The sequence below is a fragment of the Bordetella pertussis 18323 genome (genome assembly GCF_000306945.1).
GTDB classification, from domain to species: domain Bacteria; phylum Pseudomonadota; class Gammaproteobacteria; order Burkholderiales; family Burkholderiaceae_B; genus Bordetella; species Bordetella pertussis.
The window spans coordinates 3332021-3357792 of the sequence record NC_018518.1 but is presented as its reverse complement, the minus strand read 5'-3'; the positions used below and the strand labels follow the sequence as shown (position 1 = coordinate 3357792).

General features: G+C 65.4%; 29 protein-coding genes, 1 tRNA gene and 1 pseudogene. 13 read left to right on the top strand and 18 right to left on the bottom strand.

Annotated features, from left to right (window positions below; translation table 11 throughout):
* Positions 1–153 precede the first annotated feature (153 nt).
* The 5 genes from BN118_RS15825 to BN118_RS15805 all read left to right on the top strand — a co-directional run bounded on the left by BN118_RS15825 (position 154) and on the right by BN118_RS15805 (position 4479).
* On the top strand, positions 154–1080 hold the full coding sequence (locus BN118_RS15825; protein WP_041166216.1) for a VOC family protein: 927 nt from the start codon (positions 154–156) through the stop codon (positions 1078–1080).
* A 43-nt stretch (positions 1081–1123) separates the two neighbouring features.
* Complete coding sequence (locus BN118_RS15820; RefSeq protein WP_010931167.1) at positions 1124–2134, top strand: zinc-binding dehydrogenase; 1011 nt, start codon at positions 1124–1126, stop codon at positions 2132–2134.
* On the top strand, positions 2131–2565 hold the full coding sequence (locus tag BN118_RS15815) for a PaaI family thioesterase (RefSeq protein ID WP_003809022.1): 435 nt from the start codon (positions 2131–2133) through the stop codon (positions 2563–2565). Before BN118_RS15820 ends, BN118_RS15815 begins: the two co-directional genes overlap by 4 nt.
* A 223-nt stretch (positions 2566–2788) precedes the next feature.
* Positions 2789–3679, top strand: a complete 891-nt coding sequence (locus tag BN118_RS15810; RefSeq protein WP_224019461.1) for an ABC transporter substrate-binding protein — start codon at positions 2789–2791, stop codon at positions 3677–3679.
* A gap of 11 nt (positions 3680–3690) precedes the next feature.
* Positions 3691–4479, top strand: a complete 789-nt coding sequence (locus BN118_RS15805; RefSeq protein ID WP_003809019.1) for an ABC transporter ATP-binding protein — start codon at positions 3691–3693, stop codon at positions 4477–4479.
* Here the strand turns inward: BN118_RS15805 and BN118_RS15800 are convergent.
* Positions 4476–5426 (bottom strand): IS481-like element IS481 family transposase, encoded by a 951-nt coding sequence (locus BN118_RS15800; protein WP_005013747.1) that lies wholly within the window; start codon positions 5424–5426, stop codon positions 4476–4478. The genes BN118_RS15805 and BN118_RS15800 overlap by 4 nt on opposite strands.
* 17 nt (positions 5427–5443) lie before the next feature.
* Between BN118_RS15800 and BN118_RS20425 the strand changes: the two genes are divergently transcribed.
* The 6 genes from BN118_RS20425 to BN118_RS15775 all read left to right on the top strand — a co-directional run bounded on the left by BN118_RS20425 (position 5444) and on the right by BN118_RS15775 (position 10120).
* Positions 5444–5614 carry a hypothetical protein gene (locus BN118_RS20425; RefSeq protein ID WP_162471243.1) on the top strand — a complete coding sequence of 57 codons (171 nt, stop codon included), beginning with the start codon at positions 5444–5446 and terminating at the stop codon, positions 5612–5614.
* Positions 5615–5742: 128 nt separating this feature from the next.
* The gene (locus BN118_RS15795; RefSeq protein WP_227914954.1) at positions 5743–6354 is read left to right on the top strand and encodes a hypothetical protein; all 612 of its coding nucleotides are present in this window, start codon (positions 5743–5745) and stop codon (positions 6352–6354) included.
* Positions 6355–6362: 8 nt separating this feature from the next.
* Positions 6363–7403: a hypothetical protein gene (locus tag BN118_RS15790; RefSeq protein ID WP_227914956.1), complete on the top strand. Its 1041-nt coding sequence runs from the start codon at positions 6363–6365 to the stop codon at positions 7401–7403.
* Complete coding sequence (locus tag BN118_RS15785) at positions 7390–8340, top strand: IS481-like element IS481 family transposase (RefSeq protein WP_005012067.1); 951 nt, start codon at positions 7390–7392, stop codon at positions 8338–8340. Before BN118_RS15790 ends, BN118_RS15785 begins: the two co-directional genes overlap by 14 nt.
* 241 nt (positions 8341–8581) lie before the next feature.
* Positions 8582–8950: a hypothetical protein gene (locus BN118_RS15780; protein WP_019247402.1), complete on the top strand. Its 369-nt coding sequence runs from the start codon at positions 8582–8584 to the stop codon at positions 8948–8950.
* 45 nt (positions 8951–8995) lie between these two features.
* Positions 8996–10120 (top strand): MORN repeat-containing protein, encoded by a 1125-nt coding sequence (locus BN118_RS15775; RefSeq protein WP_019248356.1) that lies wholly within the window; start codon positions 8996–8998, stop codon positions 10118–10120.
* Between the two features lie 193 nt (positions 10121–10313).
* Here BN118_RS15775 and BN118_RS21270 read toward each other — a convergent pair whose 3' ends face one another.
* The 4 genes and pseudogenes from BN118_RS21270 to BN118_RS15765 all read right to left on the bottom strand — a co-directional run bounded on the left by BN118_RS21270 (position 10314) and on the right by BN118_RS15765 (position 11995).
* The gene (locus BN118_RS21270; RefSeq protein WP_306317648.1) at positions 10314–10490 is read right to left on the bottom strand and encodes an integrase core domain-containing protein; all 177 of its coding nucleotides are present in this window, start codon (positions 10488–10490) and stop codon (positions 10314–10316) included.
* Positions 10491–10692: 202 nt separating this feature from the next.
* Positions 10693–10937: pseudogene (locus tag BN118_RS21265) on the bottom strand (hypothetical protein).
* 125 nt (positions 10938–11062) lie between these two features.
* Positions 11063–11138: transfer RNA gene (locus BN118_RS15770), tRNA-Lys, on the bottom strand.
* A 116-nt stretch (positions 11139–11254) separates the two neighbouring features.
* Positions 11255–11995, bottom strand: a complete 741-nt coding sequence (locus tag BN118_RS15765; protein WP_041166302.1) for a glucose 1-dehydrogenase — start codon at positions 11993–11995, stop codon at positions 11255–11257.
* Positions 11996–12098: 103 nt separating this feature from the next.
* Between BN118_RS15765 and BN118_RS15760 the strand changes: the two genes are divergently transcribed.
* Positions 12099–12719, top strand: coding sequence for a TetR/AcrR family transcriptional regulator (locus BN118_RS15760; RefSeq protein ID WP_010931155.1), 621 nt, complete (start codon positions 12099–12101; stop codon positions 12717–12719).
* Position 12720: 1 nt separating this feature from the next.
* Here the strand turns inward: BN118_RS15760 and BN118_RS15755 are convergent, their stop codons facing one another.
* The 3 genes from BN118_RS15755 to soxR form a co-directional block, all read right to left on the bottom strand.
* Positions 12721–14829, bottom strand: coding sequence for an AsmA family protein (locus BN118_RS15755; protein WP_010931154.1), 2109 nt, complete (start codon positions 14827–14829; stop codon positions 12721–12723).
* Positions 14830–14973: 144 nt separating this feature from the next.
* Positions 14974–15633, bottom strand: a complete 660-nt coding sequence (locus tag BN118_RS15750; protein ID WP_003820814.1) for a DNA-3-methyladenine glycosylase I — start codon at positions 15631–15633, stop codon at positions 14974–14976.
* A 31-nt stretch (positions 15634–15664) separates the two neighbouring features.
* A complete protein-coding gene (gene soxR / locus BN118_RS15745) occupies positions 15665–16129 on the bottom strand; it encodes a redox-sensitive transcriptional activator SoxR (RefSeq protein ID WP_003820813.1) in 465 nt (154 codons plus the stop codon).
* 275 nt (positions 16130–16404) lie between these two features.
* Here soxR and BN118_RS15740 point away from each other — a divergent pair, with 275 nt between their 5' ends.
* The gene (locus tag BN118_RS15740) at positions 16405–16590 is read left to right on the top strand and encodes a hypothetical protein (protein WP_019248355.1); all 186 of its coding nucleotides are present in this window, start codon (positions 16405–16407) and stop codon (positions 16588–16590) included.
* A gap of 51 nt (positions 16591–16641) precedes the next feature.
* Here the strand turns inward: BN118_RS15740 and BN118_RS15735 are convergent, their stop codons facing one another.
* The 10 genes from BN118_RS15735 to BN118_RS15690 form a co-directional block, all read right to left on the bottom strand.
* Positions 16642–17394 (bottom strand): IclR family transcriptional regulator, encoded by a 753-nt coding sequence (locus tag BN118_RS15735; protein WP_010931153.1) that lies wholly within the window; start codon positions 17392–17394, stop codon positions 16642–16644.
* Between the two features lie 6 nt (positions 17395–17400).
* Positions 17401–18663, bottom strand: a complete 1263-nt coding sequence (locus BN118_RS15730) for an ABC transporter substrate-binding protein (RefSeq protein ID WP_014906009.1) — start codon at positions 18661–18663, stop codon at positions 17401–17403.
* Positions 18664–18704: 41 nt separating this feature from the next.
* Complete coding sequence (locus tag BN118_RS15725; protein WP_014906008.1) at positions 18705–19967, bottom strand: FAD-dependent oxidoreductase; 1263 nt, start codon at positions 19965–19967, stop codon at positions 18705–18707.
* Between the two features lie 4 nt (positions 19968–19971).
* Positions 19972–21099 (bottom strand): ABC transporter ATP-binding protein, encoded by a 1128-nt coding sequence (locus BN118_RS15720; RefSeq protein WP_003820806.1) that lies wholly within the window; start codon positions 21097–21099, stop codon positions 19972–19974.
* A 10-nt stretch (positions 21100–21109) separates the two neighbouring features.
* Complete coding sequence (locus tag BN118_RS15715; RefSeq protein ID WP_003814524.1) at positions 21110–21937, bottom strand: carbohydrate ABC transporter permease; 828 nt, start codon at positions 21935–21937, stop codon at positions 21110–21112.
* The gene (locus BN118_RS15710) at positions 21924–22790 is read right to left on the bottom strand and encodes a carbohydrate ABC transporter permease (protein ID WP_010931150.1); all 867 of its coding nucleotides are present in this window, start codon (positions 22788–22790) and stop codon (positions 21924–21926) included. The genes BN118_RS15715 and BN118_RS15710 overlap by 14 nt, the downstream gene beginning before the upstream one ends.
* Complete coding sequence (locus tag BN118_RS15705) at positions 22787–23686, bottom strand: MmgE/PrpD family protein (RefSeq protein ID WP_224019489.1); 900 nt, start codon at positions 23684–23686, stop codon at positions 22787–22789. The genes BN118_RS15710 and BN118_RS15705 overlap by 4 nt, the downstream gene beginning before the upstream one ends.
* Before the next feature lie 15 nt (positions 23687–23701).
* On the bottom strand, positions 23702–24160 hold the full coding sequence (locus tag BN118_RS15700) for an MmgE/PrpD family protein (RefSeq protein ID WP_019247890.1): 459 nt from the start codon (positions 24158–24160) through the stop codon (positions 23702–23704).
* Complete coding sequence (locus tag BN118_RS15695; RefSeq protein WP_010931149.1) at positions 24157–24561, bottom strand: hypothetical protein; 405 nt, start codon at positions 24559–24561, stop codon at positions 24157–24159. Before BN118_RS15695 ends, BN118_RS15700 begins: the two co-directional genes overlap by 4 nt.
* 85 nt (positions 24562–24646) lie before the next feature.
* Complete coding sequence (locus BN118_RS15690; RefSeq protein WP_005013747.1) at positions 24647–25597, bottom strand: IS481-like element IS481 family transposase; 951 nt, start codon at positions 25595–25597, stop codon at positions 24647–24649.
* Positions 25598–25772 lie beyond the last annotated feature (175 nt).

Below are 25772 nucleotides of genomic sequence, written 5' to 3'. Positions count from 1 at the left end.
CACCAGCCTAAAATTTCATGGAAAACCCTAGTTTTAGTATGCAAAACTCAGGTCAAACTCCGTTCTGGAAAAAAAACTACTTTTCCGGGATTTCGCAGTTTTCATGAGCACGTTATTTCGCCGCGCGCCGCGTACCATCATTGCTGCCCGCGATTGACCTCGCACTCTACCGACCACGACACCATCGGCATGCCCAACCTGAACCTCAGCCTCGACCATACCGGATTGATCGTCTTCAAGCTGGAAGACGCGCGCCAGGCCTTCGAACGCCTGGGCTTCACCCTCACGCCGCGCAGCATGCACGCCGGCGCGCTGACCCCGGGCGGCCCGGTGGTGCCCTGGGGATCGGGCAACCATTGCGCCATGTTCCGCAACGGCTACTTCGAACTGCTGGGACTGGTGGAGCCGGACAAGCCCAGCACCGCGCGCCGCATGCTGGACCGCTACGAAGGCCTGCACATCGTGGCCATGGACTGCGAGTCGGCCGACGCCATGCACCCGCAGCTGACGGCGGCGGGCGTGCCGGCGCCGGCGCCGGCCACGCTGGAGCGCGACGCGGCCTTCGGGCCGGCCAACGACCAGACCCGGCGCGCGCGCTTTCGCAACATCAACCTGGACGGCGAGGCCTATCCCGAGGCGCGCTTCATCGTCATCGAGCACGGCACGCGCGACGTGCTGTGGCAGCCCCACCTGCTCGACCACCCGAACGGCGCCACCGGCCTGGCGGCCATGTATTTCGCCGCCGCCGACCTGTCGGCCACGCTGGAGCGCTTCCAGCGCCTGCTGGGCACGCCCAGCGCGCACGGCGACGCCTATTGCTTCGAGCTGCGGCGCGGCCGCTTCTGGGTCATGTCCGAGGCGGCCATGCGCGAGCACTGTCCGGTGCTGGTCGACGGCCCCGTGCACCGGGTCGCCGCCGCCTGCATCGAGGTCCGGTCGCTGCCGGCGCTGCAGGAATACCTGCAAGCCCGCCAGATCGATTACGTCGCCGCCCCTTACCTGGACGGGGCCGCGCCGTCCATCTGGGTGGCGCCCGCGCAGGCCAGCTGCGCGGCGCTGCAATTCATCCAAGCCCGATAACCTTCCAATAACACCCAATAACCCCTTCCTGACAGGAAAAGCAATGAGAGCAGCAGTCATTTACGAACACGGTGGTCCCGGCAGCATCAAGTACGAGACCGCCTTCCCCGACCCGGTCGCCAAGCCCGACGAGGTCATCCTCAAGGTCGGCGCGGCCACGCTGAACTACCACGACGTGTTCACCCGCAACGGCATGCCCGGCATCACGGTGCCCATGCCCATCATCATGGGCCTGGACTTCGCCGGCGAAGTCGTCGAGGTCGGCGCGGACGTCAAGGACTGGAAGGTCGGCGACCGCGTGCTGGTCGACCCCTCGGACCGCAAGACCTTCGGCGGCGTCATCGGCGAAGCGCGCCACGGCGGGCTGGCTGAGTACTGCGCGGTGCCCGATCACCACCTGGTGCGCCTGCCCGACGACGTCAGCTTCGAGACCGCCGTCTGCCTGCCGGTGGCCTACGGCACCGCCTGGCGCATGATGCAGACCATCGGCAAGATCCAGTCCGGCGAACGCGTGCTCATCCTGGGAGCCTCCGGCGGGGTCGGCACCTGCTGCGTGCAGCTGGCCAAGATGGCCGGCGCCGAGGTCGTCGCGGCGGCCTCCAGCCCCGAGAAGCTGGCGCGCCTGACCGAGCTGGGAGCCGATCACGTGATCGACTACAAGCAGGAAGACTTCATGAAGGCGATCTTCGCCAAGTTCGGCAAGCCGCACCGCCGCCTCTACGAGAACGGCGTGGACGTGGTGGTCAACTTCACCGGCGGCGACACCTGGGTCAAGTCGCTGCGCACGCTGCACCGCAACGGCCGCGTGCTGACCTGCGGCGCCACCGCCGGCTACGACCCCAAGGAAGACCTGCGCTTCATCTGGAGCTACGAGCTGCAGATCCTGGGCTCGAACGGCTGGACCCGCGACGAACTGATCGCCCTGCTCGAACAGGTGCGCGCCGGCAAGCTGCAACCCATCGTCGACCGCACCTACGGACTGGCCGATATCAACGACGCGTTCCGTCAACTCGAAGACCGCCAGGTCTTCGGCAAAATCCTGGTGAAACCATGAGTCAGCAAGCCGCACGCAAACTGGAGAAGGCCGACATCGAGGCCATCTTCGCCCGTTCCCGGTTCATCAGCGCGATGAACCTGGAGATCCTCGACATCGACCATGCCGGCTCGCGCTTCTCCGTGCGCATGCCGCTGCAGGACACCTACGAGCGCGGCGCTCCCGGCACCAAGCAGTTCCACGGCGGCGCGCTGGCGGCGCTGATCGACGTGGTCGGCGACTTCGCCATCGGCATGCTGGTGGGCGGCGGCGTGCCGACCATGAACCTGCGCATCGACTACCTGCGTCCCGCCGTGGGCGACTACGTGGACGGCGTGGCCGTGGTCCGCAAGGCCGGCAAGTCGGCCGCGGTGGTCGATATCGACATCCTGTGCCCGGCCGGCAAGCTGGTGGCCATCGGGCGCGGCACCTATGTGCCGATCACGGGCTGAATTTCCGCAAACCGACCGAACCTGAAGGAGCCGAACATGCTGCTTGTACCGAGTAACCTTGCGCGGGCCGCCTGCGCCATTGTGATGTCCACGGTGTTGTACTCCCCGGCGCATGCCGAACTGACCAAGCTGAGATACGGCAACGTCACCGACATGACGCTGTCCCAGGCGCCCATGGTCGCCGCCAAGCAGCTCGGCTACTTCAAGGAAGAGGGGCTTGGATGTGGAGCTGATGGGCTTCAAGGGCACCGGCACCCTGATCCCGCAGATGCTCGCCAAGCGGGTGGACATCGGCTACCCCAACCCGGACACGCTGATCATTTCGCGCGCGCCGGGCAAGGACAAGCTGCCGCTGAAGTTCTTCTACAACGCCACCCGCGCCTCGGGGTGGGAGTTCGCCGTGCTGGCGGATTCGCCCCTGAAGTCGCTCAAGGACCTCGACGGCCGCAAGGTCGGCGTGGGCGCGATGACCTTCGGCAACGTGCCCATCACCAAGGCCGAGTTCAAGGAACTGGGCATCGACGCGAGCATGGTGCCGGTGGGCATCGGCAGCGCCGCCTTCCTGGCGCTGCAGAACAAGCAGATCGACGCGCTCAACCTGTTCGATTCGCAGCACGCCACGCTGGAGACGCAGGGCACCGCCATCCGGCGCCTGCCGCAGTTGCCGCGCTACGAGGCGCTGTTCAGCAACGGCATGGTGGCGCACGAGGACATGATCCGCGACAAGCCCGAGGTGCTGGCCGGATTCGGCCGGGCCATGGCCAAGGCCACCGTGTTCTGCGAGACCAACCGCGAGGCCTGCGTGCGGCTGTTCTGGAAGGAGTACCCCAACACCAAGCCGGCCGGCGACGACGCCAAGGTGCTGGCCGACAGCGTCAAGGTGTTCTCGGCGCGCTTCAACAAGATGCTGGTGTTCCCGGAAGGCAAGCCGCGCCAGTGGGGGCAGTACAACCCGGATACCTGGCGCGACTTCGCCGCCGCCCTGCACGAAGGCGGGCAGCTCGAAACGCTCGACGTGGACCTGGACAGCGTCTATACGAATGCGTTCGTGGACAAGTTCTCCGACTTCGACACGGCTGCCGTGCAGGCGCAGGCCAAGGCGTTCAAGGACTAGGAGCCGGCAGCGTGAATCAGGCACAACACAATGGCAGCGCACCGGTCTTCCGCGTCCAGGGCCTGGAGGTGACCTACCGGTCCTCGCGCGGCCCGACCACGGCGCTCGAGGGATTCAGCACCACGGTCGCCGAAGGCGAATTCCTGTCCATACTGGGCCCCTCGGGCTGCGGCAAGTCCACCCTGCTCAAGGTGGCCGCCGGCCTGCTCAAGCCCTCGGCCGGCGTGGCCGAGCTGCGCGGGCAGGCCATCGACGGCCCGCGGCGCGACGTCGGCATCGTGTTCCAGCACGCCACCCTGCTGCCCTGGCAGAACGTGCTGGACAATGTGCTGCTGCCGATCCGCACCATGGGCATGGACATCGCGGCGGGCACCGCGCGCGCGCATGCCCTGCTCAAGACCATGGGGCTGGAGAAGTTCGAGCAGCACTATCCGCACGAACTCTCCGGCGGCATGCAGCAGCGGGTGGGCATCGCGCGCGGCCTGATTCACGACCCCAGCCTGCTGCTGATGGACGAGCCGTTCGCCGCGCTCGACGCGATGACGCGCGAGACCATGATGGTGGAGCTGCAGCGCATCTGGAGCGAGACCCGCAAGTCGGTCATGTTCATCACCCACTCCATTCCCGAGGCGGTGTTCCTATCGAGCAAGGTGGTGGTGCTGGGACCCAGGCCGGCCAGGGTGCTGCGCGAGATCGACATCGACCTGCCTTTCCCGCGGACCGAGGAAACGCTTGCCAGCCCGAAGTTCGCCCAGCTGTGCGCCGAGCTGCGCTCGCTGTTCTCCAACGTGGCGCACTAGGTGTGAACTGTCAATAGGTTGTATTCGTCCAGGTTGAGTCTGGAGATGGGTACAGCGCGCCCGATGCCTTGGTGGGGTCGATGCCAGTTGTAGTGGTGTAGCCAGGATTTCATGGCATCGGCTCGGTGTTGGGAGTTCTGGTAGGTGTGAGCGTAAGCCCACTCACGCAAGGCCGACTGGATGAAGCGTTCGGCCTTGCCATTGGTCTGTGGGCGGTAAGGTCGGGTAAAGCGGTGCTTGATGCCCAGCTCATGGCACAGCGCGGCGAAGGCGCGGCTGCGAAAGGCCGAGCCATTGTCGGTGAGCAAGCGCTGGATGGTCACGCCCAGGCGCTGGTAGTAGGCCACTGCGTCCTTGAGGAACTGGACGGCGCTGGGGAAGCGCTCGTCGGGGTGGATGTCGGTGAAGGCCACGCGGGCGTGGTCATCGATGGCCACGAAGACGAAGTCCCAGCCGGCCCCCTCAACGGTATCGCGTCGGTTGCCCGTGACCCGGTGGCCAGGGCGCTGGATACGTCCCAGCTTCTTGATGTCGATGTGCAGCAGATCGCCGGGGGCCTGATGCTCGTAGCGCACCACCGGCTCGGCCGGCTCCAGGTCGGCCAGGTGCGACAGACCGGCGCGGGCCAGGACGCGGCTGACGGTGCTGGCTGACACGCCCAGCGCCTGGGCGATGCGCGCTTGGGTCAGCCGCTTGCGGCGCAGCTCCACGATAGCCAGCGCCTTGGCCGGCGCAATCGCTCGGGGCGAGACCGTCGGGCGCGAGGACGCATCGGCCAAGCCCGCCTGGCCCTGAGCCAGGAAGCGGCCCAGCCATTTGCGCACAGTCGGCGCGGTGACCCCATAGGCGCGGGCCGCTTCAGGCACACAAACTTGATGGGCGATCAATTGCTGGACCATTTCGAGTCGACGTAGGAAGGTCAATCGGGCATGCTTATGGGTGTTCATCCGGCCGGGCTCCTTGAGTGAACTGGGGAGTTGGCGATTTCCAGTTTCTCAAATCCGGTTCGGATGAACCATGCATACAACCTATTGAATCTTCACAGCTAGCGGCCAACTGCGTTCGCTGGGGCCGGTTCCCGATCCTGCCGCTGCGCTGCAAGCCCGTGCCTTGCGGGACATCAACCATCTGCTGACGCAAGGCGAAGCCCTGTTCGCTCCGGAGCAGGGTGTTTCGTGCCCGGTTTCTTACCCGTTGGAAGCGGTTAACAGGCGCTTGCGCGCCAACGGGTCGCCGGAAGAGGCGCCACCGCTGGTATAAGCCTTGAATGTCGTCTCGGGCGCTTGCCCCAGCCAGGGATCGAGCGCGGAGGATTTCAAGTTCGAAGGGCCGGTGGATTACATACTGGTCACGCACAAACGCAAGAAGACCACGGGCGACGACCATGACGACATTCTGTCGCAGGAGCGCCGCGTGGGGGTTTACGCCGGGGGCATGCCCGTCGGTGAGCACAAGGAATTCGGGCGCGCATGGCACAAGCACTATCGTCGCCTGTTTTCCGGGGAGGTCATGGAGATGCGAGCGGCAGGCCGTGACGCCGGCAAACCCATGTATTCCGTCTACTACCAAAGCTACGGAGGCGGCGGCGCGCCGGAGCTGGCCGGAACGCCCGTTGGCGGGACGGTCGATTTCTTTTCTCCGGACTGGCTGGCACAGCCTCTCAAAACCACGATCACGGTGGCCGCATACCCTGACGCATCGCGCAGAGTCGTCACGATTTATGAGGATGGCGAGCCCGTCAGGCGCTTTCGGGCCAGAAAAATGGACGGGCAATACGTCTTGCATGGTTGGTACGAATACCTCAAGCCACGCGGGAATAGCGTGTGCTACCAACATGCCGTGCAAATCCATGCGACCGAATGCGCCGACCTTTGAGGCACGGGATGACGATGCAATGTAAAAACAAAATTAGCGCGGGACTGATCCTGCTGGCGTGCGGCGTATTGGCTGGTTGCATGGGGGACCACGACCCTTACGCGGGTTATGCGCCCGCGGAACGAGCCAAGATTGAGGCGGACGACAATGCTCGCCTCGCTGCCTTCCATCAGCAGTTCACGCAAGAGAAGGCAAACAACGCAGCGCTGGAAACCGTTGCCGATGAAATGCTGGCGTACCGCATGCGCTCAGGGGATACATCGCTGTTCGAGGGGGTGCGCGTTCGCGGCGACTTTGATCGCTTTGACGGGCAAATGAGCCTGGTGCGCGATGCATACACCCATAAACTGGCGCTCACCTATCACAAAGGTACGTATCATTCCTCGCCGGCATCCACCTACCTCGGTCCTGCATCGGGCTTGAACCAGGCGCCGGCTGGATTCAATGGGCAGTACCAGGGTGATTTCAACATGTTCCTGCAGGCGCCCAGCAAGCTTGACCAGGAATTGGAATTGACCGACCCGGCCATTCGCACGGGGTCTTACGTGATGATTGGCACCTTTGTCCGTCACGATGGCGTGCGGGAACCTGGCATTTACGTGGCGAATTTTGGCAATGGCAATCACGCGTTGAAATTCACCAGGGCCACGCCTGCCTATCTTGCCCAAATGGAGCAGCGCTACGCCGATCAGGTGGCGTCTTTCCGCGAGTCGGAGCGCCAGCGGCGGCAAGCCGAGGCCTCTGGCGGCGGCGACGGATTCGGGGCCTTGCTGGCGCTGGGCCTGGGTGGCTTGATTTTGTCGTCGGCCGATATTCCCGGGGCGGATGTCGCCCAGATCGGCGCGGCCTTGTTCCAAGACGTGATGACCGACGGCCAAACACAGGCGCGCCGCCATTGCGCGAAGTGGTCGAGGCGCATACGCGCCCAGCACGCTAGATGTGAAGATTCAATAGGTTGTATGCATGGTTCATCCGAACCGGATTTGAGAAACTGGAAATCGCCGATCCCCCAGTTCACTCAAGGAGCCCGGCCGGATGAACACCCATAAGCATGCCCGATTGACCTTCCTACGTCGACTCGAAATGGTCCAGCAATTGATCGCCCATCAAGTTTGTGTGCCTGAAGCGGCCCGCGCCTATGGGGTCACCGCGCCGACTGTGCGCAAATGGCTGGGCCGCTTCCTGGCTCAGGGCCAGGCGGGCTTGGCCGATGCGTCCTCGCGCCCGACGGTCTCGCCCCGAGCGATTGCGCCGGCCAAGGCGCTGGCTATCGTGGAGCTGCGCCGCAAGCGGCTGACCCAAGCGCGCATCGCCCAGGCGCTGGGCGTGTCAGCCAGCACCGTCAGCCGCGTCCTGGCCCGCGCCGGTCTGTCGCACCTGGCCGACCTGGAGCCGGCCGAGCCGGTGGTGCGCTACGAGCATCAGGCCCCCGGCGATCTGCTGCACATCGACATCAAGAAGCTGGGACGTATCCAGCGCCCTGGCCACCGGGTCACGGGCAACCGACGCGATACCGTTGAGGGGGCCGGCTGGGACTTCGTCTTCGTGGCCATCGATGACCACGCCCGCGTGGCCTTCACCGACATCCACCCCGACGAGCGCTTCCCCAGCGCCGTCCAGTTCCTCAAGGACGCAGTGGCCTACTACCAGCGCCTGGGCGTGACCATCCAGCGCTTGCTCACCGACAATGGCTCGGCCTTTCGCAGCCGCGCCTTCGCCGCGCTGTGCCATGAGCTGGGCATCAAGCACCGCTTTACCCGACCTTACCGCCCACAGACCAATGGCAAGGCCGAACGCTTCATCCAGTCGGCCTTGCGTGAGTGGGCTTACGCTCACACCTACCAGAACTCCCAACACCGAGCCGATGCCATGAAATCCTGGCTACACCACTACAACTGGCATCGACCCCACCAAGGCATCGGGCGCGCTGTACCCATCTCCAGACTCAACCTGGACGAATACAACCTATTGACAGTTCACAGCTAGACGGAGCCGCGATTGCGTCCGCCGGCAATACGCCCGCCCGCGGCGGCGCCGAACGCACCCAGCAATACCGTGTCACCTGCCCGGCGGGGCATTCCAGCACGGTGCCCATTCCATACAAAAGCGCTTCCTGCCTCGCGGCCAAGCAGGAAATGGCGCGCGTCTACGCTTGCAATCTGGTGGGCGAGTTTGAACAAGTCGCGCGGCAATGCGCACAGGGCTGCGGTTCGCCGCAGTGTGTCGAATGAATATCATCCATGCCGCGCGGCGGTTGGCCCTGGTAGCCTTGGCAAGCCTGGCGCTTTCGGGGTGCGAAACGCTGACCAATATGGCGACCAGCGTGCGCGATGCCTTTGCGCCGGCGCCTCAAAGCGATGCGGCGGTCGAGGCCCCGCCGGCTCCCGGGACTTCCGTGGCGGATTCGTCGGCTGGCCCTGCCGACGAATCCGCCGAGGATCCTCTCGCGCCGGGTTTCCTGCATTTCGTCCTGCCCGATTCCCCCTGGGGTACGGAGGGTTGGCGTTTCGAGGCGTTGGCGGCCAAGTCCACGGCTGGCTTCATCCCTTTGCAGTCCGATGCCAGGTTGGGCTATCACCTCAAGCTGACCTTGTAGCCGGATCAATACCAGGTCCGGGTGTCTTTGCGTGGCGAGACACGCTTGTCCCAGTGGGTGGCGGTCGAGGCCGGAAGGTACACTGTCATCCATGTGGACTTGGGCGTCGTGATGGACGACGTTCTAGTCCTGCATGGCGAAGATGCCCTGAAACGTCTTGCCGAGTCCTTGGCGCTGTCCCGGGATCTGGGTCTGGCGCAGACTTTCAGCCCGTTTCGTCTGGTATTCGACGGCGGTCTGGAGGGGCGCTGGCATGGCCCCAGGGGCGATGGACAGGCTCGCGGTACGGGTAGGCTGGAGCTCTTCCGAGCCCAGTCTCGCGTGGCTCGCCTCGAAAATGCCCTGGCATTGCCGGGTGCGCGAAGCGGTTTCGAGGGCGTGCCGGTATTTGACGACGGCCGGCAAGTGGCGGGCCGCTGGCAGGGCAGGAGCCTGGCCGAGGGCAGCGTCATGCGTTTTCCGGACGGCCGTGTTTTCCAGGGCGGCTATACCGGCACGGAACCCGACACAGGCAAGTTGACCCTGACCGATGGCAGGACGTGGACGGGCAAGGTGAGCAATGGACAGCCGGCAGGCAACGGAGATTTGACGTTGCCCGACGGTACGGTGGTTCACGATGTGCCGGGCATCGACGAGTCGGCATTTGACGGCGAGTACGAATGCACCGCGCCGAGCGGCCGCACCGTCAACTGCGCTTATTTCGAGGGCGAAAGACAGGCTTCTCTTGCGCAATACAAGCGTCGCGACAAGGCGCGGCAGGCCGCGACAGCGCGTGAGGTTGCGCAGGCGCGCGAGTTGGCCGAGGTTGCCCGGCAAAGCCAGCCGGCCTCGCGAACCGATCCCATGAGTAAACAAGGCCTTGCCGCGGCGGTTGCCGCCGCCCAGGAAAACCAGGCCCGTCATCAGGACGCGCCCGCTGTCGACGGCAAACTCGATCGCCCGCAACTATCGAATGCCGCGCCAGCGGCCAGCGGTTGCGCGCGGGTAGCGGGCCGGTTTTCCACCACCACGGGTTTGAGCAAGGTGTCTTTCGATGCCGGCGGACGCGGGCATTTCTGGCAAAAAACATATGGTGGCGCGCGCGCCTATACCTTTGACGTCGATTTCCGTTGGACGAGCACTGATTCCAAGATGCGACGAAGCCGTCTACCGCGATGCGACGGGCAATGAAATGCAGCGTACCCGCATGCCCGGCGGCACTGTCGCCTGCAGCTACGACGGGCGCGAACTGTCGATTGGCGGCGTGTCCTACTTCCGGCTCTAGAAACCAAGGCCTTGCAACTCGATGCGTTGCAAGGCCTTTTAAAAATGGCGGAAGGTGTCATTCCTGTCGAATGTAATGACCCAGCGGAACCTGCTCAGGTTAAGCGGCTAATGCAAATGCCTGAGCCGGAGTCTTCATGCCAAGCGCCCGGTGCGGGCACCGGCGGTTGTAAAAGCGTATCCAGTCCCCTACGACGCGGCTGGCGTGGTGGATGGTCTCGAAGCGATGCCGATGTGCGCATTGTTCTTTCAACGTGCGGATCACGCGTTCGATCATGCCGTTCTGCTGCGGGCAATGCGGCGTGATGAAATCCTGGCGCAGCCCGTAGCCTCGCACCAACGCGGTATAGCTGCGAGACGTGCAGACCAACCCGTTGTCGAATAGTAGACCGTGCGCCGCGGCACGTTGAACCAGCGGCACAGCTTGGCGATCGAGACGGTGATGCCGTCGGCTTGCAGTCCCTGGCGGATCGTCTCGATCACTTCTCGTCCTCGTCCAGCAGGGACTGCAGTTTTTTCTCGCGCGTGGCTCCAGCATCGCCTCGCCGTACGCTTCTTGAAGGTCTTTGAGATGACATTCGTACTGCTCGACTTCCGAGGGCGACAGGTCGTACTGGGGGCTGGCCTCGGCCACGATGGTCTTGCCTTGAATAATGCCCAGCACCAGCGCGCTCTTGCTTTCGTCACTGCCACCCGGCTCCGTTCGTGTTCCATGTTCGGGCATCGCCTACCGCCTCACCATGACCTGAATTGATCGATGCAGACTCAGAATGCCTGCACAGCGCCTACATGAAGCCGAAAAGCAAAAAGGCCGTTAGTGACTACTATCACTAACGGCCTTACAAATCATGGTGGGCTGTGAGTGGCTCGAACACTCGACCTACGGATTAAGAGTCCGCTGCTCTACCAACTGAGCTAACAGCCCGGCGATTGCTGCCTGTCATTCCGGGCCAGCCGGTTTGCAGTTCTGATGCAATTGCAAGAGGGCGCATTGTACACGAATTTTCGGACCTGTCCAGCCGCGCCCGGTTTTCTTTGTGCTCAGGCGGCGTAGCCGCCGTCGACCGACAGCTCGGCGCCGGTGACGTAGCGCGCCTGGGGCCCGGCCAGGTAGGCGACCATGTTGGCGATGTCGGCCGGCTCGCCGTAGTGGGGCACGGCCAGCATCTGGACCAGCGCCGCGGCCTGGTCGGTGCCGGCGGGGTTCATGTCGGTGTCGATGGGCCCGGGGCGCACCACGTTGGCGGTGATGCCGCGCGGGCCCAGTTCGCGCGCCAGCGCGCGCGTGAAGGCGGCGACGGCGGCCTTGCCAGCGGCGTACAGGGCCACGCCCGGCCGGCCGGTGTGCCCGGCCAGGCAGCTGCCGATGTTGACGATGCGCCCGCCCTCGCCCAGGTGCGGCAGCGCCGCCTGGGTGGCGACGAACACGGCGCGCACGTTGATGTCCATCGAGCGGTCGTAGTCGTCGGCCGAGATGTCCTCGACCGGCCCGGCCAGGAAGATGCCGGCGTTGTTGACCAGGATATCGAGGCGGCCCAGGTCGGCGGCGGCCCGGGCCACGGCCTCGCGGACCTGCCCGGCATCGGCCGCGTCGGCGGCGTAGGCGTGGGCGCGCCGCCCGGCGGCGCGCAGTTCTTCCACCAGCGCGTGGGCCTTGTCGGCGGCGCTGACGTAGGTCAGCGCGATGTCCGCGCCGTCGGCGGCCAGGCGGCGCGCGATGGCCGCGCCGATGCCGCGGCTTGCGCCGGTGATGAAAGCAACTTTTCCGTCGAGTGCGGCCATGGCCAGCTCCATTTGTGTAGTGATCGATACATATATAATGAAGGCGGGCCACCCGGTCTGTCAATACCCCGGCGATAGCGGGCCCCACGGGTAGAATCCAGGCATGGCAGAACGTGGTCGCCCGCGCAGCTTCGAACGGACCGAAGCGCTGCGCCAGGCAATGGAAGTTTTCTGGTCCAAGGGATATGAAGGGGCCTCGCTGGCCGACCTGACGTCGGCCATGGGGATCAATGCGCCCAGCCTGTACGCGGCGTTCGGCTCGAAAGAGGCCTTGTTCCGCGAAGCGGTGCAACGCTACGCCGACACCGAGGGCGCGCGCACGCGGCGCGCCCTGCTGGAGGCGCCCGACGCGCGCGCCGCCATCGAAGGCATGCTGCTGGCCGGCGCGCAGACCTGCACGCTGAACGGCAAGCCGCCCGGCTGCCTGATGGTGCTGGGCGCCACCGCGGGCCCGGCGCAGCATGCGCCGGTGCGCGGCTGGCTGTGCGAGCACCGCCGCACGATGCAGGACCTGATCCTGCAGCGGCTGGAGCAGGGGCGCCGTGACGGCGAGATCGGCCCGGGTGCCGACCTGGCCGCGCTGGCGGCCTTCTACGCCACCGTCCTGCATGGCATGTCGATCCAGGCCCGCGACGGCGCCGACCGCGCGGCGCTGCAAGCGGTGGCGCGGCAGGCCATGCACGCCTGGGACGCGCTGGCGCACCCGCCCGCCGCCGCCCGCTGACCTAGCGGCGCGGCGCCCGGGCGGGCTTGCGCATTTCCGTCAGCAGGGTGGCGCAGTGATTCTCGTCGTTGGTGCTGGGCGCGATCAGCGCCAGCAGGCCGGCCGCCGGCGTCAAGAGCACGCTCAGGGCCACCGCGCCGGCGCCGCGGGCGGCCAGCGGCCCGACATGCACGCCGGCGTCGGGCTTCTTGAAGCTGCCTTTCACGTACAGCGGCGAGCGCAGCGAGAACAGCCGAAAGCCCTTGCTGTCGGGATCGATATCGAGGTTGAGCAGTTCCTTGCGGAAGTCGATCGAGCCGGTGATGTTGACGACGGCGTTCTCGGTGTCGATCACGAACACGCGCGGCGTCATGACCCCGCACGTCATGCCCATGTCGGCCGCGGCGCAATTGATCTTGACCTCGTCGTCGCCGAACAGCTTGCTGACGACGTAGTTGCCGACATTCAGACCGGCGATCTCCATCAGCGCGCGGCTGATCACGCCGTCGTTGACCAGCAGCTTGGTCTCGCCGCTGGCGCTGCCCAGCAGGGCCGCCACGGAGTTGCCCTGGCCGGAGAGCGCCACGTCGCCGTTGACCTCGCCCAGCGCCTTCTGCATGGCCTGCACGTTCGGAAACAGCTGCTTCAGGCGCAGCCGCCGCACGGCCAGGTGCACATTGCCGCTCATGGGCGCCTCGCGCCCGTCCAGCTTGAGCGTGGCGTCCAGGCTGCCGCCCGCCATGCCGAAACGCAGCGGCGCCAGGGTCAGCATGCCGTCGTCGAGCAGCACATGCGCGGTCAGGTCGCTAATGGGCAGCCTGTCGCTGTGCACGATGCGTTCGCCGCGCAATTCCACGTCGGCGTCCATAACGCGCCAGCGGTCGGTGCGGAACTCCTGCACCGGCAGGACCTTGTCCGCCGGCTGCGCGACGGCCTTCTCGCCTTCGGCCTTGACGGACTTGGCGCCGCCCGATTGCACGCCGATCAGCGGCCCCAGGTCGGCCATGCGCAGCAGGCGGGAAGACAGTTTGCCGCTCAGCCTGGGGCGCGGTTGCTGCAAGGCGAAGGTGATGTCGCCGTGCAGGTCGCTGGCGCCCACCTTGCCATTGAAATCGCGGTATTCGAAGCGCGCGCCCTTGGAGTCCTGGAGCCGGGCGACCAGGCGGCCGTCGGTGGAGTACGGCGGCGTATCGGGCAAGGTCACCCCGGTCAGGGGATACAGGTTGGCCATCGAAGCGCCGGCCAGCTTCAGGCGCAGGTCCAGCGCGCCCAGGCTCATGGGGTCGGTCAGGGTGCCCGCCACCGCGATCCGGGTCGAGCCGATGGCCACCTCGGCCTGCACCGGAAACGGTTGGCGGGCGTCGCGCAGCGCCAGCATGCCGCCGACCTTGCCCGTCCCTTCCAGCGGCAGGTCCTTGTAGCGGCCGTTCACTTGCCAGCCGAACGCGTAATCGGGCGGCGCGGCAGGCGCGGCGGCATCCGCCGCCTTGCCGCTGTCCGCCTTGCCGGCCGCCTGGTCCGCGGCGCCGCCGGCGGCCGGCGCTCCGGCCAGCTCGGCGAACGGCACGGGCTTGCCCAATGGGTCGACCAGCACGTCGAGGTCGGCCTGCGCAATGGCGTCCGCATAGCGGATGGCTCCCTGGTCGAAGCCGATCGCGTCGATATCCACCTTCCAGGGCGAGGGCTCGCCCGTATCGGGCATGGTGAATTCCCAGTTGGCCACGCCATCGGCGCGGCGCTGCAGGTCGGCGCGCAAGCCGCTCAGCTGGATGCGCCGGATGACCACGCGCTGCCGCAGCAGCGGCAAGGGCGCCAGGCGGAATTCGCCGCGGCGCAGCGTCAGCAGGTTGGGATCGCGGGCCCAGACGGTGTTGGCGATGGCGACATCATGGACGACGAAATGCGGCCACGGCACCCAGCCGCGCCAGCCGCCCTGCCCGGGTTCGCACGCCCATTGCACGCTGAGGTCGCCCTGGATGGCGAACGGCCGGCCCAGCGCGGCGCTCGCCTGCTCGTTGATGGTCGGCTTCAAGCGATTCCAGTCCAGCGTGGCCAGGACCACCAGCACGGCCGCCAACAGGACCAGCACGGCGCCGGCCACTCCCAGGAAAATCTTCTTCTTGCGCGTCATCCCGCGGATCCCTTTGCCTTGCCGCCCGGGGCGGATCCGGCTGTTTATCCTTGCTTAGGGTAGCGCAGGCATGCGCGGGCGCAAAGACCGGCGCACCATCGGGATACAGCCGGCAATACTGCCTTACGTGTACTCGACGCCCCCTCAATCGGGGCGCTGGAAGCGATAACGCGCCTGCTCGCAGGCGGCGTGATGATGACACTGGGGATGATGGTCGTTGACCATGCCGACCGACTGCATGAAGGCGTAGACGGTGGTGGGCCCCACGAAGGACCAGCCCTGCTTCTTGAGCGCCTTGGAAAGGGCCTCGGACTCGGCGGTGCAGGCCAGCACCTCGAAAGGGGCATCCGCGCCGCGCGGCGGCGCCTCGTAGCGCCAGAAGAAAGCCGCCAGCGAACCTTCCCGGTCGCGCAGGGCCAGGGCGCGCCGCGCATTGTTGATCACCGCCTCGATCTTGCCCCGGTGGCGCACGATGCCGGCGTCCTGCAGCAGCGCCTCGACCCGGCGCTCATCGAAAGCCGCCACCCGCTCCATGTCGAAGTCGGCGAAGGCGCGCCGGAAGGCGGCGCGCTTGTTCAAGATGGTGCGCCAGCTCAGGCCGGACTGGAAGCCTTCCAGGCTCAGTTGCTCGAACAGGGCGCGATCGTCGGCCTGCGGCCGGCCCCATTCGTGGTCGTGGTAGGCCACATAATCGACGGAATGATCCAGCCAGCCGCAGCGGGTCAGGCCATCGGCAAAATCGGTACGAGGGTCCATGATGCGGGGAGACAGAAAGGCAAGTTCCGGAACCACCGATGCTAGCAAATCTTCCGGAAAACTCCTGTCCTGCCCGGCATCATTCGTGCGGCGGGAAATGCGGCCCCGCGCCCAGGCGCGCCATGGCGTCGTCGGGATTGCGCAACGGGCACTCCCGCAGCGACAGGCAGCCGCAGCCGATACAGCCATCGAGCTGGTCGCGCAGTTGCGTCAGCCCCAGGATGCGCTGGTCCAGCTCCTGGCGCCAGGCACGCGACAGGCGCCGCCAGTCGGCCACGGTGGGCGCGCGCGAGGTCGGCAGGGTGGCCAGCGCCTGCGCGATCGCGGCCAGCGGCAAACCCATGCGCTGCGCCACGCGTATCACCGCCACCCGCCGCAATACGGCGCGCGCGTAGCGGCGCTGATTGCCGGCCGTGCGGGTGCTGGCGATCAACCCCTTGGCTTCGTAGAAATGCAGGGCCGATACGGCCAGCCCGGTGCGCGCGGCCACCTCGCCCACCGACAGCAAGTCCGGACGCCGGACGGCCTGCGCGGATCGCATCATCACCCACCCCAAATCCTGGTCATCGCGAAATGCTAACAGCGCGCCCGCGCCGAACGCCCACAACCCCGCGACACGCAGGGGCTTTGCGCTTGACCTCAAGCTAGCTTGAGGGTCCATAGTGGTGTCCGTCGTCGATACGTCCGCACGCCGGGCAGTGTAGACATCCAGGGCGCGTTGCCCGGTCACCACGGTGCAATGAACTTATGCCCGGCCGGACGATCCTAATGCTTCGAGCATCGGCAGCATGCGCCGCGCCGCCACACCAAGGAGTACCCATGTCCGAACCCGTACGCACCGCCTCCCGCCCGGGCAAGCAGCCAGCCTCGTCCGCCGCCGAGCCGATGGCCCCGCGGCAGGCGCCGCGCTCGCGCCCCGCGGCGCGCGCTGGCGCCAACGCGTCCGGCCGGCCGCGCGATGCGATCGAGCACGAACTGGTGCGCGCCTGGAGCAACGTGTCATAGAAAACGGCCAGGACAGCCTCGTCCTGGCGCGCCAGCCGTCGCGGCCCGTCTTTATCCGTGCAACGCGAACTCCGGAATCGCCTGGGTCGCCAACGACGCCCGCGCCCGATCCAGGGCTTCGCGTATGGCGTGAAACTGCTTGCCGCCCTCGCTGCCGGCGGAAGCCGCGCTGACCCCATAGACCACCCCGTCGACCTCGAAATCGATGACCACGGCCGTATAACCGGGCGTCAGCACGCTCCGGGTCACGAAACACCCCAGCTTGCGGCATTGCCGGACCCGCTCGCGGATATCCGCCCCCTGGTAGCCGGCGGCGAGCAGCCCGTCCTGGTTGCGCACCAGGTAGCGGTCTATTTCGTAGTCCGGCCAACGGGACAGCAGGCAGACGCCGGCGGGGCCGATGCCGAGCAGGCGCATGGCCGCCACCTTGCTCGGCACGATCTCCAGTTCGGCACGGTCGAAGTAGGTCCGCTGCAGGACCGAATAATCGCCCGAGCAGCGAACCAGATGCAGGCGGCATGCATGCCGGGAGGCAATCGGCTTGAGCACCTCCTCGATGGCGGGCGGCACGTACGGACGCGCGACCGCCTGCACCCCCAGGTCGAACGCCACCGGGCCCAAGTGCAGCTTGCGCGTATTGGGGTGGCGCACGACCAGGCCCGACTGCCGCAGCATGTCTATCCAGCGATACGCCGTCGATAGCGACAGGCCGAGCTGCTCGCTGACGTAGCGGGCCGTCACCCCGGCGCGGTTGCTGTCGCCCACCAGCAGCAGTATCGACACGCAGATCGAAAATGGCGCCATGTCAGGTCAATTCAGCAGCCGCAGGGTTTCTTTCTGCATCGCCGCCGCCGTCTCCTGCTCCGACATGTCATTGGCCAGCATTCTGTTGATGGCGCTCTCGATCTGGCCGGAACTGATCAGATCGCCGGACTTCGGCGTCAGCCCGACCCCGTCGATCCCCGGCATGGTGCCGACCGTATGGCGGCGGATGAAATCGGTGGCGCCGGGAAAGCGCTTGACCGTCTCGTTCGACGCCTGGAACTGGTCGTAGGCCGCCTGGTCGTGGTAGACCGGAAACGAGCTGATGGACGCGGCATCCAGGTAGGCGGCGAACGAGCTGGTGGAGAACAGATGCTCGACGAACGCCTTGGCGTCCTGGCTGTTCTTGCCGTCGGCGATGCACCAGCCGCGCTGGTTCTGGATCGTGCGGTTCACCTTGCCCGGCAAGGCCAGGGCCAGGGTGGAGCCCTCGTCGCGATTGGTGCGCTGGAAGGTTGCCATCGACGAGGGATTGGAGATGGTCATGGCCACCCTGCCCTGCGCCAGCGCGCGCTGGATCTCCGAGAAGCCGAAATTCAACGACCCCGGCGGCGAGTAGGCATACAGCTGCTTGTAGACCTTCAGCGCATCGATGGACGCAGGGGACTCGAAGATGGGGTTGCCCTGCGTGTCGAACGTGCTGCCGCCCATGGAATAGAGAATCATGCCGTAGGCGAAACGCGGCGAGAAATCGGTCTTGCCCGGCATGGCGATGCCGTACTTGCCATTGGCGGGATCATTCAGCTTCTGCGCCGCGCGGATCACGTCCTCCCAGCTCTCGGGAGCCGCCAGGCCGGCCTTCTTGAAAAGGTCGGCCCGGTGCATCAGGTAGGTCGGCGTGCGCGCCACCGGCACGCAGGCCACCGCGCCCCGGTAGCTCCATTGCTTGAGCGCGTCTTCATCGAAGCGGTTTTTCCCCAGACGGTCGATGAGGTCCGACACATCCGCCAGCTTTCCGCCTTTCATCCCGTCAAGCCAGGGCGCCAGCCCATAGGTCGTCCAGATGACATCGGGCAAGCCGCCCGCCGCCGCCGCGGCGGGAATCTTGAGGTAAGCGTCGTTGGGAGACATCTGCACCACGCTAACCTTGACGCCGGGATGCTTGGCCTTGAACGCGGCGGCCTCCGTTTCGAGCCATTTCTTGTAGCCTGGACGGGAGTCCGTCATCCACACGACGATGGAACCATCAGCCATCGCACAGCCGGAATACAGCAGCGACGACACCAACAGTGAAGCAACGCGTTTCATCATGTCCCCTTCGACGATTCTGGTTGAGACAGGTCGACGCCTGTCTATATGAACTTCATGGAAGCCAGCTCGGAAAACGCTGTCCTGGATGAGCTGGCAACGAGCTCATGGGCCGCGATCCCGGCCGACTCGCCCATCTGGATGCACGGCGCAGTGACACGGCAGGAGGCCTGCGCCAACGGCGTGCTGCTGATCGCGCGGCCGACGACCAGGGCGTTCTGGATGTCCTGCGGCAAACACGACTCGTAGGGTATGCCGTAGTAGCGGTCCCCTTCCAGGGGCTCCCAGTGCATCTGCGTATTCGAGCCGTGGAACTCGATCGGCCAGGCTGAATAGGCGACCGAGTTGGCCGGCTTGTCCCCGTCGCGCACCATGGCTTCGGTCAGGGGATGGTCATTGACGATGTTGCGCGAGTCCCGCACGCCCACCGACGCCCCCAGGTCGACGATCTCGATATTGGCGAAGCCGTCGACCTCGCGCTTCAGCAGTTCGACCAGCCGGAAGGCTTCCTTGCGCGCCTCGGTCTCCACCCGGGACATGTCCAGCGCGGCGGCCAGCGCATCATCGGCGGTCGATTCGAAATACACCCTGGTCGCGTTGAAATGCAGCAGCCGCTGGTCGGGATGCACATAGACCGCGACCGCGCTGCGCTTGAACGCCTCCGCCTGGCCGCTGGCATTGTGCTTCTCGATGGCCAGCCTGATTTCCGTGCGCACGTCGCGCACGCGCGGGTCCACTTCGGCCCCGATGACGCGGAACATCGACGATGCCGCCTGCACGGTGCCGTTCTCGCCGCGGCGCAAGGGCGTCGCGCACAGGCCTGCCAGGGAGGCGTTGCCGGTCGCGTCGACATACGCGCGCGCCGCAAGGGAGAACGGGCCTTCCACGCCGGCCAGGTGAACGCGCGCGATCCGCTCGCCTTCCATGTCGACCGCGAACAGCCGCGAATGGAAGAAAGTCGTCACGTTGGGCGGCAGGAGTTGATCCAGCAGGTATCGCACCTTGACCGGCTCGTAAGGCAAGGCCGTGACATGGCCGTACGAATACAGGCCATCGCACGCCTGCGCCTTGCGCATCGCGTGGACAAACTCGTCGAACAGGCCATGCACGACCTGGGTATGCGCCGCGCCCGTCCAGGCCCCGCAGATGCCGCCCAGGGTCACCTGCGTCAGCGTCCCGCCGAGCATCCCGGATGCCTCGACGAGCGCCACGCGCAGCCCCCTGCGGGCCGCGCTGATGGCCGCGAAGACGCCGCTGGTGCCGCCGCCCACGACGACCAGGTCATAACTGTCCTGTGGACTATCCATATTCTTACTCACGAATCCTCCTTCCGCTTTGCGGATCGAAACACATTGCATGCCTGCCCTCGAAGCGGACGCTGTAGCGCTGCGCCCGGTCGAGCCGGTCCGAGCCGAAGGCCTGGACCATCGTCTCGCCGGACTCGCGCTTGAGGGAAACAATGGTCTTTCCGCCGAGATACTCGGAAGAAAGAAACAGGAACTCCCCCTGGGCGTCGGGTGTGATCTCCAGGTGGTCGGGCCTGACCCCAATGAGCAGGTCGCCGTGCGGATCGAGCGGGCAACGTCCATCGCCCAGCGTCACGACGGCCTGCGCCGCGGCTTGGGAAAACTGCGCGCTCGCGACACGCATGAAATTGATCCGGGGCGAGCCAAGAAACTCCGCCGCGTACGTGGTGGCCGGCTGTTCGTACAGTTCGGCCGGCGCGCCATCCTGCTCGATGCGCCCTTCCCGCATGAGAATGACCCGCGTGCCCATCGTCATGGCCTCGGTCTGGTCATGGGTCACGTAGACAATGGTGTGGCCGAGGTCTCGGTGCAGGTCGGCGATCTCGCGCCGTGTCGAGGCCCTGAGCTGGGTATCCAGGTTGGAAAGCGGTTCGTCCATCAGGCAGATTTCCCGGCCATCGACGATGGCCCGGGCCAGCGCCACGCGTTGCCGCTGCCCGCCCGACAGCGCGCGCGGCTTCCTGTCGAGCAAGGGCGTCAGCCTGACTTTTCCGGCCGCCCGCTCGGCGGCCTCGCGCATGGTCTTGAGGATACGCTTGCGGTTCGGAAACAGCCGGCCGAGCAGGGGAAGCGAGTACGCATACTTCCACAGGCTCATCTTTATGGGAAACGAGATGTTCTCCCAGACCTTCAGATGCGGATACAGGGCGTAGCTTTGAAAGACCATCGCCAGGCGCCGGTCCTTCGGCGGCACGTCCGTCATGACCGCATCGCCGATGCGAACGGCTCCGGATGTGGGTTGCTCGAGGCCGGCGATGATCTTGAGCAGCGTGCTCTTGCCGCACCCCGACTCGCCGAGTATCACCACGAACTCCCCCGGTGCGATCGCCAGGGAAATATCGTCCAGTATGGGCGAGCCGCCATACGACTTCGATACCGAATTCAGCTGGATTGCCGTGCTTGTTGACTTCATAGAGTGGTTCTCATCCTTTGACTGCGCCCGACGTCATCCCGCCCACGAAATACTTCTGGAAGAAGACGAAAAGCAGCAGGATCGGCAGCGTGGTGATGGTACCCATCGCCATCATCAGGCCGTCGGTCAGTTCATAATCGGACGACAGGTATCCAATCGCCAGCGGCAGGGTTCGCAGGGTTTCCGAATCGAGCAGGATGAGGGCGAATATGTAATCGTCCCAGGCCAGGATGAACGTCAGCAAGGCCGTTGCGACCACGCCGGGCTTGATCATCGGAGCCAGGATGTAGATCAGCGTCTTCATCCGATCCGCGCCATCGATGGCGGCGGAATGCTCCACCTCCTTGGGCAGTTGCTCGAAATACCCGATCATGACCCAGGTCGCGAACGGTATGGCATAGGTGGAAAGCCCCAGCACATGGCCCATGCGCGTGTTGTAGATGTTCAGCCAGACCGCGATCAGGTAGAACGGCACGACCAGGATGATGATCGGCACCATGTACGCGAACAGCACATAGGCCCGGTAGTACTTGCTGTGGCGGATCTCGAACCGGGAAAAGGCATAACCGGCCAGGATCCCGATCGGCATGGAGAACAGCACCGAAAGCACCGAGTTGACCGCGCTGTTGAAGAAAAACTGGCCGAACGATTTCTCGTACCAGGCCGACTGGATGTTCGCCATGTCGAGCGCGCCGGGCAGGATGCGCAACGGCACCTGGTAGAGCTCGTGTTCCGGCCGGATCGCGGTCAGCACCATCCAGGCGATCGGAACGAATAGCACCGCGCCGACCAGCCACGCCATCGCGGCCGGAAGCGGGAATCGGTTAATTATCCGCATGGCGTCGTCTCATCATGAAAGCGATACATAGGCAGGTCAGCGCCAGGGCGATGACGCCCAGGGCGGAAGCCTTGCCCAACGCGAACTCCCGAAAGGCCAGTTCGTAGATCATCAGCGGCAGGATCCGCGTGCTGTCCGCCGGTCCGCCGTTGGTCAGCAAGGCCATCAGGGAATAGTTGTTGGCGATCTGCATCGTGCGGATCACGGCAAGAATGAGCAGCAGGCCCTTGAGATACGGAAGCGTCACGTAGACGAAGCATTGGATCGAATTGCCCCCCGAGACCCTGGCTGCGTGATAGTCCTCGTCGCTGATCCCCTGCAAGGCCGCGAAGACCATGATCACGACGAACGGAATCCCGCGCCATGCGCTCACGATCAGCGCCGTCGCGAAGGCCGTGTCGGGCGAGGACAGGAAGGGAAACCGCGCCAGCCCTTCCAGCCCCGCGCCGCCCGCGATGCCGGAGACCAGGCCGGTCTCCGGTGTCAGCAGCCATTGCCACATGTACGCCACCACCGCGACGGGTATCACCCAGGGCAGGAAGATCGCGCCCCGCAGGAACGCCCTGAACCGGGTGACGCGATCGAGCAGCACCGCGATGATGGTGCCGAGCGCCAGCTGTGGAATGACCGACAGCACGATCCACAGGAAAGTGATCCTGAGCGATCGCCAGAACGGCTCGCTGGCCAGCAGATCGCCGTAGTTCTGCAAGCCGATGAACTTCGCGCTCGACTCGCCCAGCCTCAGGTCGAAGAACGAGAACGCAATGGTGGCAAGCAAGGGGACGATCACCAGCGCCGTCAGGACCAGCAGCGCGGGGCTGAGCAGCAGCATTCCCAGCCGGTTCTCCTTCATGGCGCGCCATTGATCAGTGTCGAGATTTCGCTTGCCAGCGGGTTGCCGGTTTCGTCGCGCAGACGCGCCACGATGCCGTCGACCGCCTCGGGCGGCAGCAAGCCCCGCGCGCCGTCGGCCAGCTTGGTGGCATGGTCGAAAGGACGGTCGTAGCCGCCGAGCATCTGCTCGACGGTCCGGGTAGCCGTGCGCCCGTCCCGGCCATGCACGGTCACCGTCGCGCCGTACTTGAAGTCCTGGAACTGCGCCTTCTGGAGGCGCTCGCTGGGAACCAGGCTGATCTTGCCGTAGAGGGCCTTGACCCGCGCGTCGGTGGCGTTTTCGACCAGGTATTGCTCGTGGATGAGATCGCCATGGACATAGGCGGCGGCGACGCAGAACTTCGTGTCGAAACACAGGCTCACGTGCGTCAGCAGCCCCTGCTCGTAAGCGTCCAGGACGCCGGGTTCGAAGTCGTCGTAGCGGCCGCCCACGTACAGCGTGGCCGTGCTGCATTCGACCACGATCCGCTTCACGTCCTCGGGCGCGATCTCTTCGCGGATGGACATGGCGCACTCGGCCGCGGGCAGGTTGTACGCGCAACCCGCGTGCTTCTTGGTCGACAGTGTTTCGGTGTACCACTTGACGCCGATATCCCGCGTCAGCTCCTTGAAATCGATAGACTCGGACACCGTGGCGAGATAGCCCGCCGGGTGTTCCACGATGTCGCCGCGGCCCACGATATCCTGCCGGGCCATGTTGGCCGAGGCGATGGCCCACATCGCGGACAGGCCATTGACCAGCAGCTTGGAATCGGTCGTCCAGCCCACCGGACAGTTTTCCATCGCCATGTAGCAGCTATGGCCCAAGGCATAGCCCAGCTGCCGCCGGTCCAGCCCCAGCAACCGGCCGGCCACCAGCGGCAACTCGATCTAATGGTTGGGCAGGCCGTTGCCGAGGTAAGCGCCGCGCTGGATCGCCCGCGACGTACGGCCGGCGATTTCATTGCCGATCGTCACGGCCACGATCACGTCGTTGAGCCGCAGGCCGCGCTCTTCGGCAAGCGCCCATGCCACCGGCACGACGGCGGCGCCGACGTGGCTGATGAGCACCCAGTCTTCCCAGTCCAGGATCTGCGCCAGGCCCGAGTTGTACAGCGCCGCCGAAGCGGCGGACATGCCCGTGCCCGCGCCGAAGGCCGAGCTTTCGCCGCGGCCGAACGTCGCCAGGATGGATTGCTCGAAGGACTTCGCGACCGGCAATTGCGCGCCGCCCAGTATCGAGCCCACCGTGGCGATGATCTGTTCGCGCACGATGGACCTCACGTGGACGGGAATATCCTCGTAGCGCAGGTCATGGGCGAAATCGATGAGGGGAGCCGAGCTGTTCATTGTTTTTCCTCGAGCAGGACGGCCTGCAGCAACATGGAGAAATGCATGATGTAGCGACGTTCGTGCTTCAGGAAGCCGCACTTCCCGGCCAGCACCTTGCTCATGATGGAACGCTCGCCGCTGAGCACCGTATCCCAGTCGGGCGCGCCGAGCTCGATCGTGCAATGGGGCCGATGCGCGTGCTTGCGCACGGCCATGGACGGCTCCACGCACAGGTACACGGACTCTTCGCCGCGCTTGAGCTGATAGACCGTGCCCAATACTGCTTCCAGCCTTGGTGTCAGGTATTTACGTCCGCTGCGCTGCAAGGCGCTGCGGATTCTTTCTATGTCTTCGAAGAACATGGCGCGTTTCCCGTGGCAAAAGATGGCCGGAGTATTGGGGACAACGCGGCACGGCACAATTGTGCGCGGCGAGAGTTTCGCAGTTTCTGGGAATTTCCATGAAACCGCGGTTACTCCCCTATGGGACCGGCCTCGCCATCCGCTAGGTGTGAACTGTCAATAGGTTGTATTCGTCCAGGTTGAGTCTGGAGATGGGTACAGCGCGCCCGATGCCTTGGTGGGGTCGATGCCAGTTGTAGTGGTGTAGCCAGGATTTCATGGCATCGGCTCGGTGTTGGGAGTTCTGGTAGGTGTGAGCGTAAGCCCACTCACGCAAGGCCGACTGGATGAAGCGTTCGGCCTTGCCATTGGTCTGTGGGCGGTAAGGTCGGGTAAAGCGGTGCTTGATGCCCAGCTCATGGCACAGCGCGGCGAAGGCGCGGCTGCGAAAGGCCGAGCCATTGTCGGTGAGCAAGCGCTGGATGGTCACGCCCAGGCGCTGGTAGTAGGCCACTGCGTCCTTGAGGAACTGGACGGCGCTGGGGAAGCGCTCGTCGGGGTGGATGTCGGTGAAGGCCACGCGGGCGTGGTCATCGATGGCCACGAAGACGAAGTCCCAGCCGGCCCCCTCAACGGTATCGCGTCGGTTGCCCGTGACCCGGTGGCCAGGGCGCTGGATACGTCCCAGCTTCTTGATGTCGATGTGCAGCAGATCGCCGGGGGCCTGATGCTCGTAGCGCACCACCGGCTCGGCCGGCTCCAGGTCGGCCAGGTGCGACAGACCGGCGCGGGCCAGGACGCGGCTGACGGTGCTGGCTGACACGCCCAGCGCCTGGGCGATGCGCGCTTGGGTCAGCCGCTTGCGGCGCAGCTCCACGATAGCCAGCGCCTTGGCCGGCGCAATCGCTCGGGGCGAGACCGTCGGGCGCGAGGACGCATCGGCCAAGCCCGCCTGGCCCTGAGCCAGGAAGCGGCCCAGCCATTTGCGCACAGTCGGCGCGGTGACCCCATAGGCGCGGGCCGCTTCAGGCACACAAACTTGATGGGCGATCAATTGCTGGACCATTTCGAGTCGACGTAGGAAGGTCAATCGGGCATGCTTATGGGTGTTCATCCGGCCGGGCTCCTTGAGTGAACTGGGGGGTTGGCGATTTCCAGTTTCTCAAATCCGGTTCGGATGAACCATGCATACAACCTATTGAATCTTCACAGCTAGGCTAGTCTGTTTTGCCGCGCGCGTGGCGCATCCCGTCGCGCCGGATGCTTGCGCTGTTCATGACCCCGCCTCG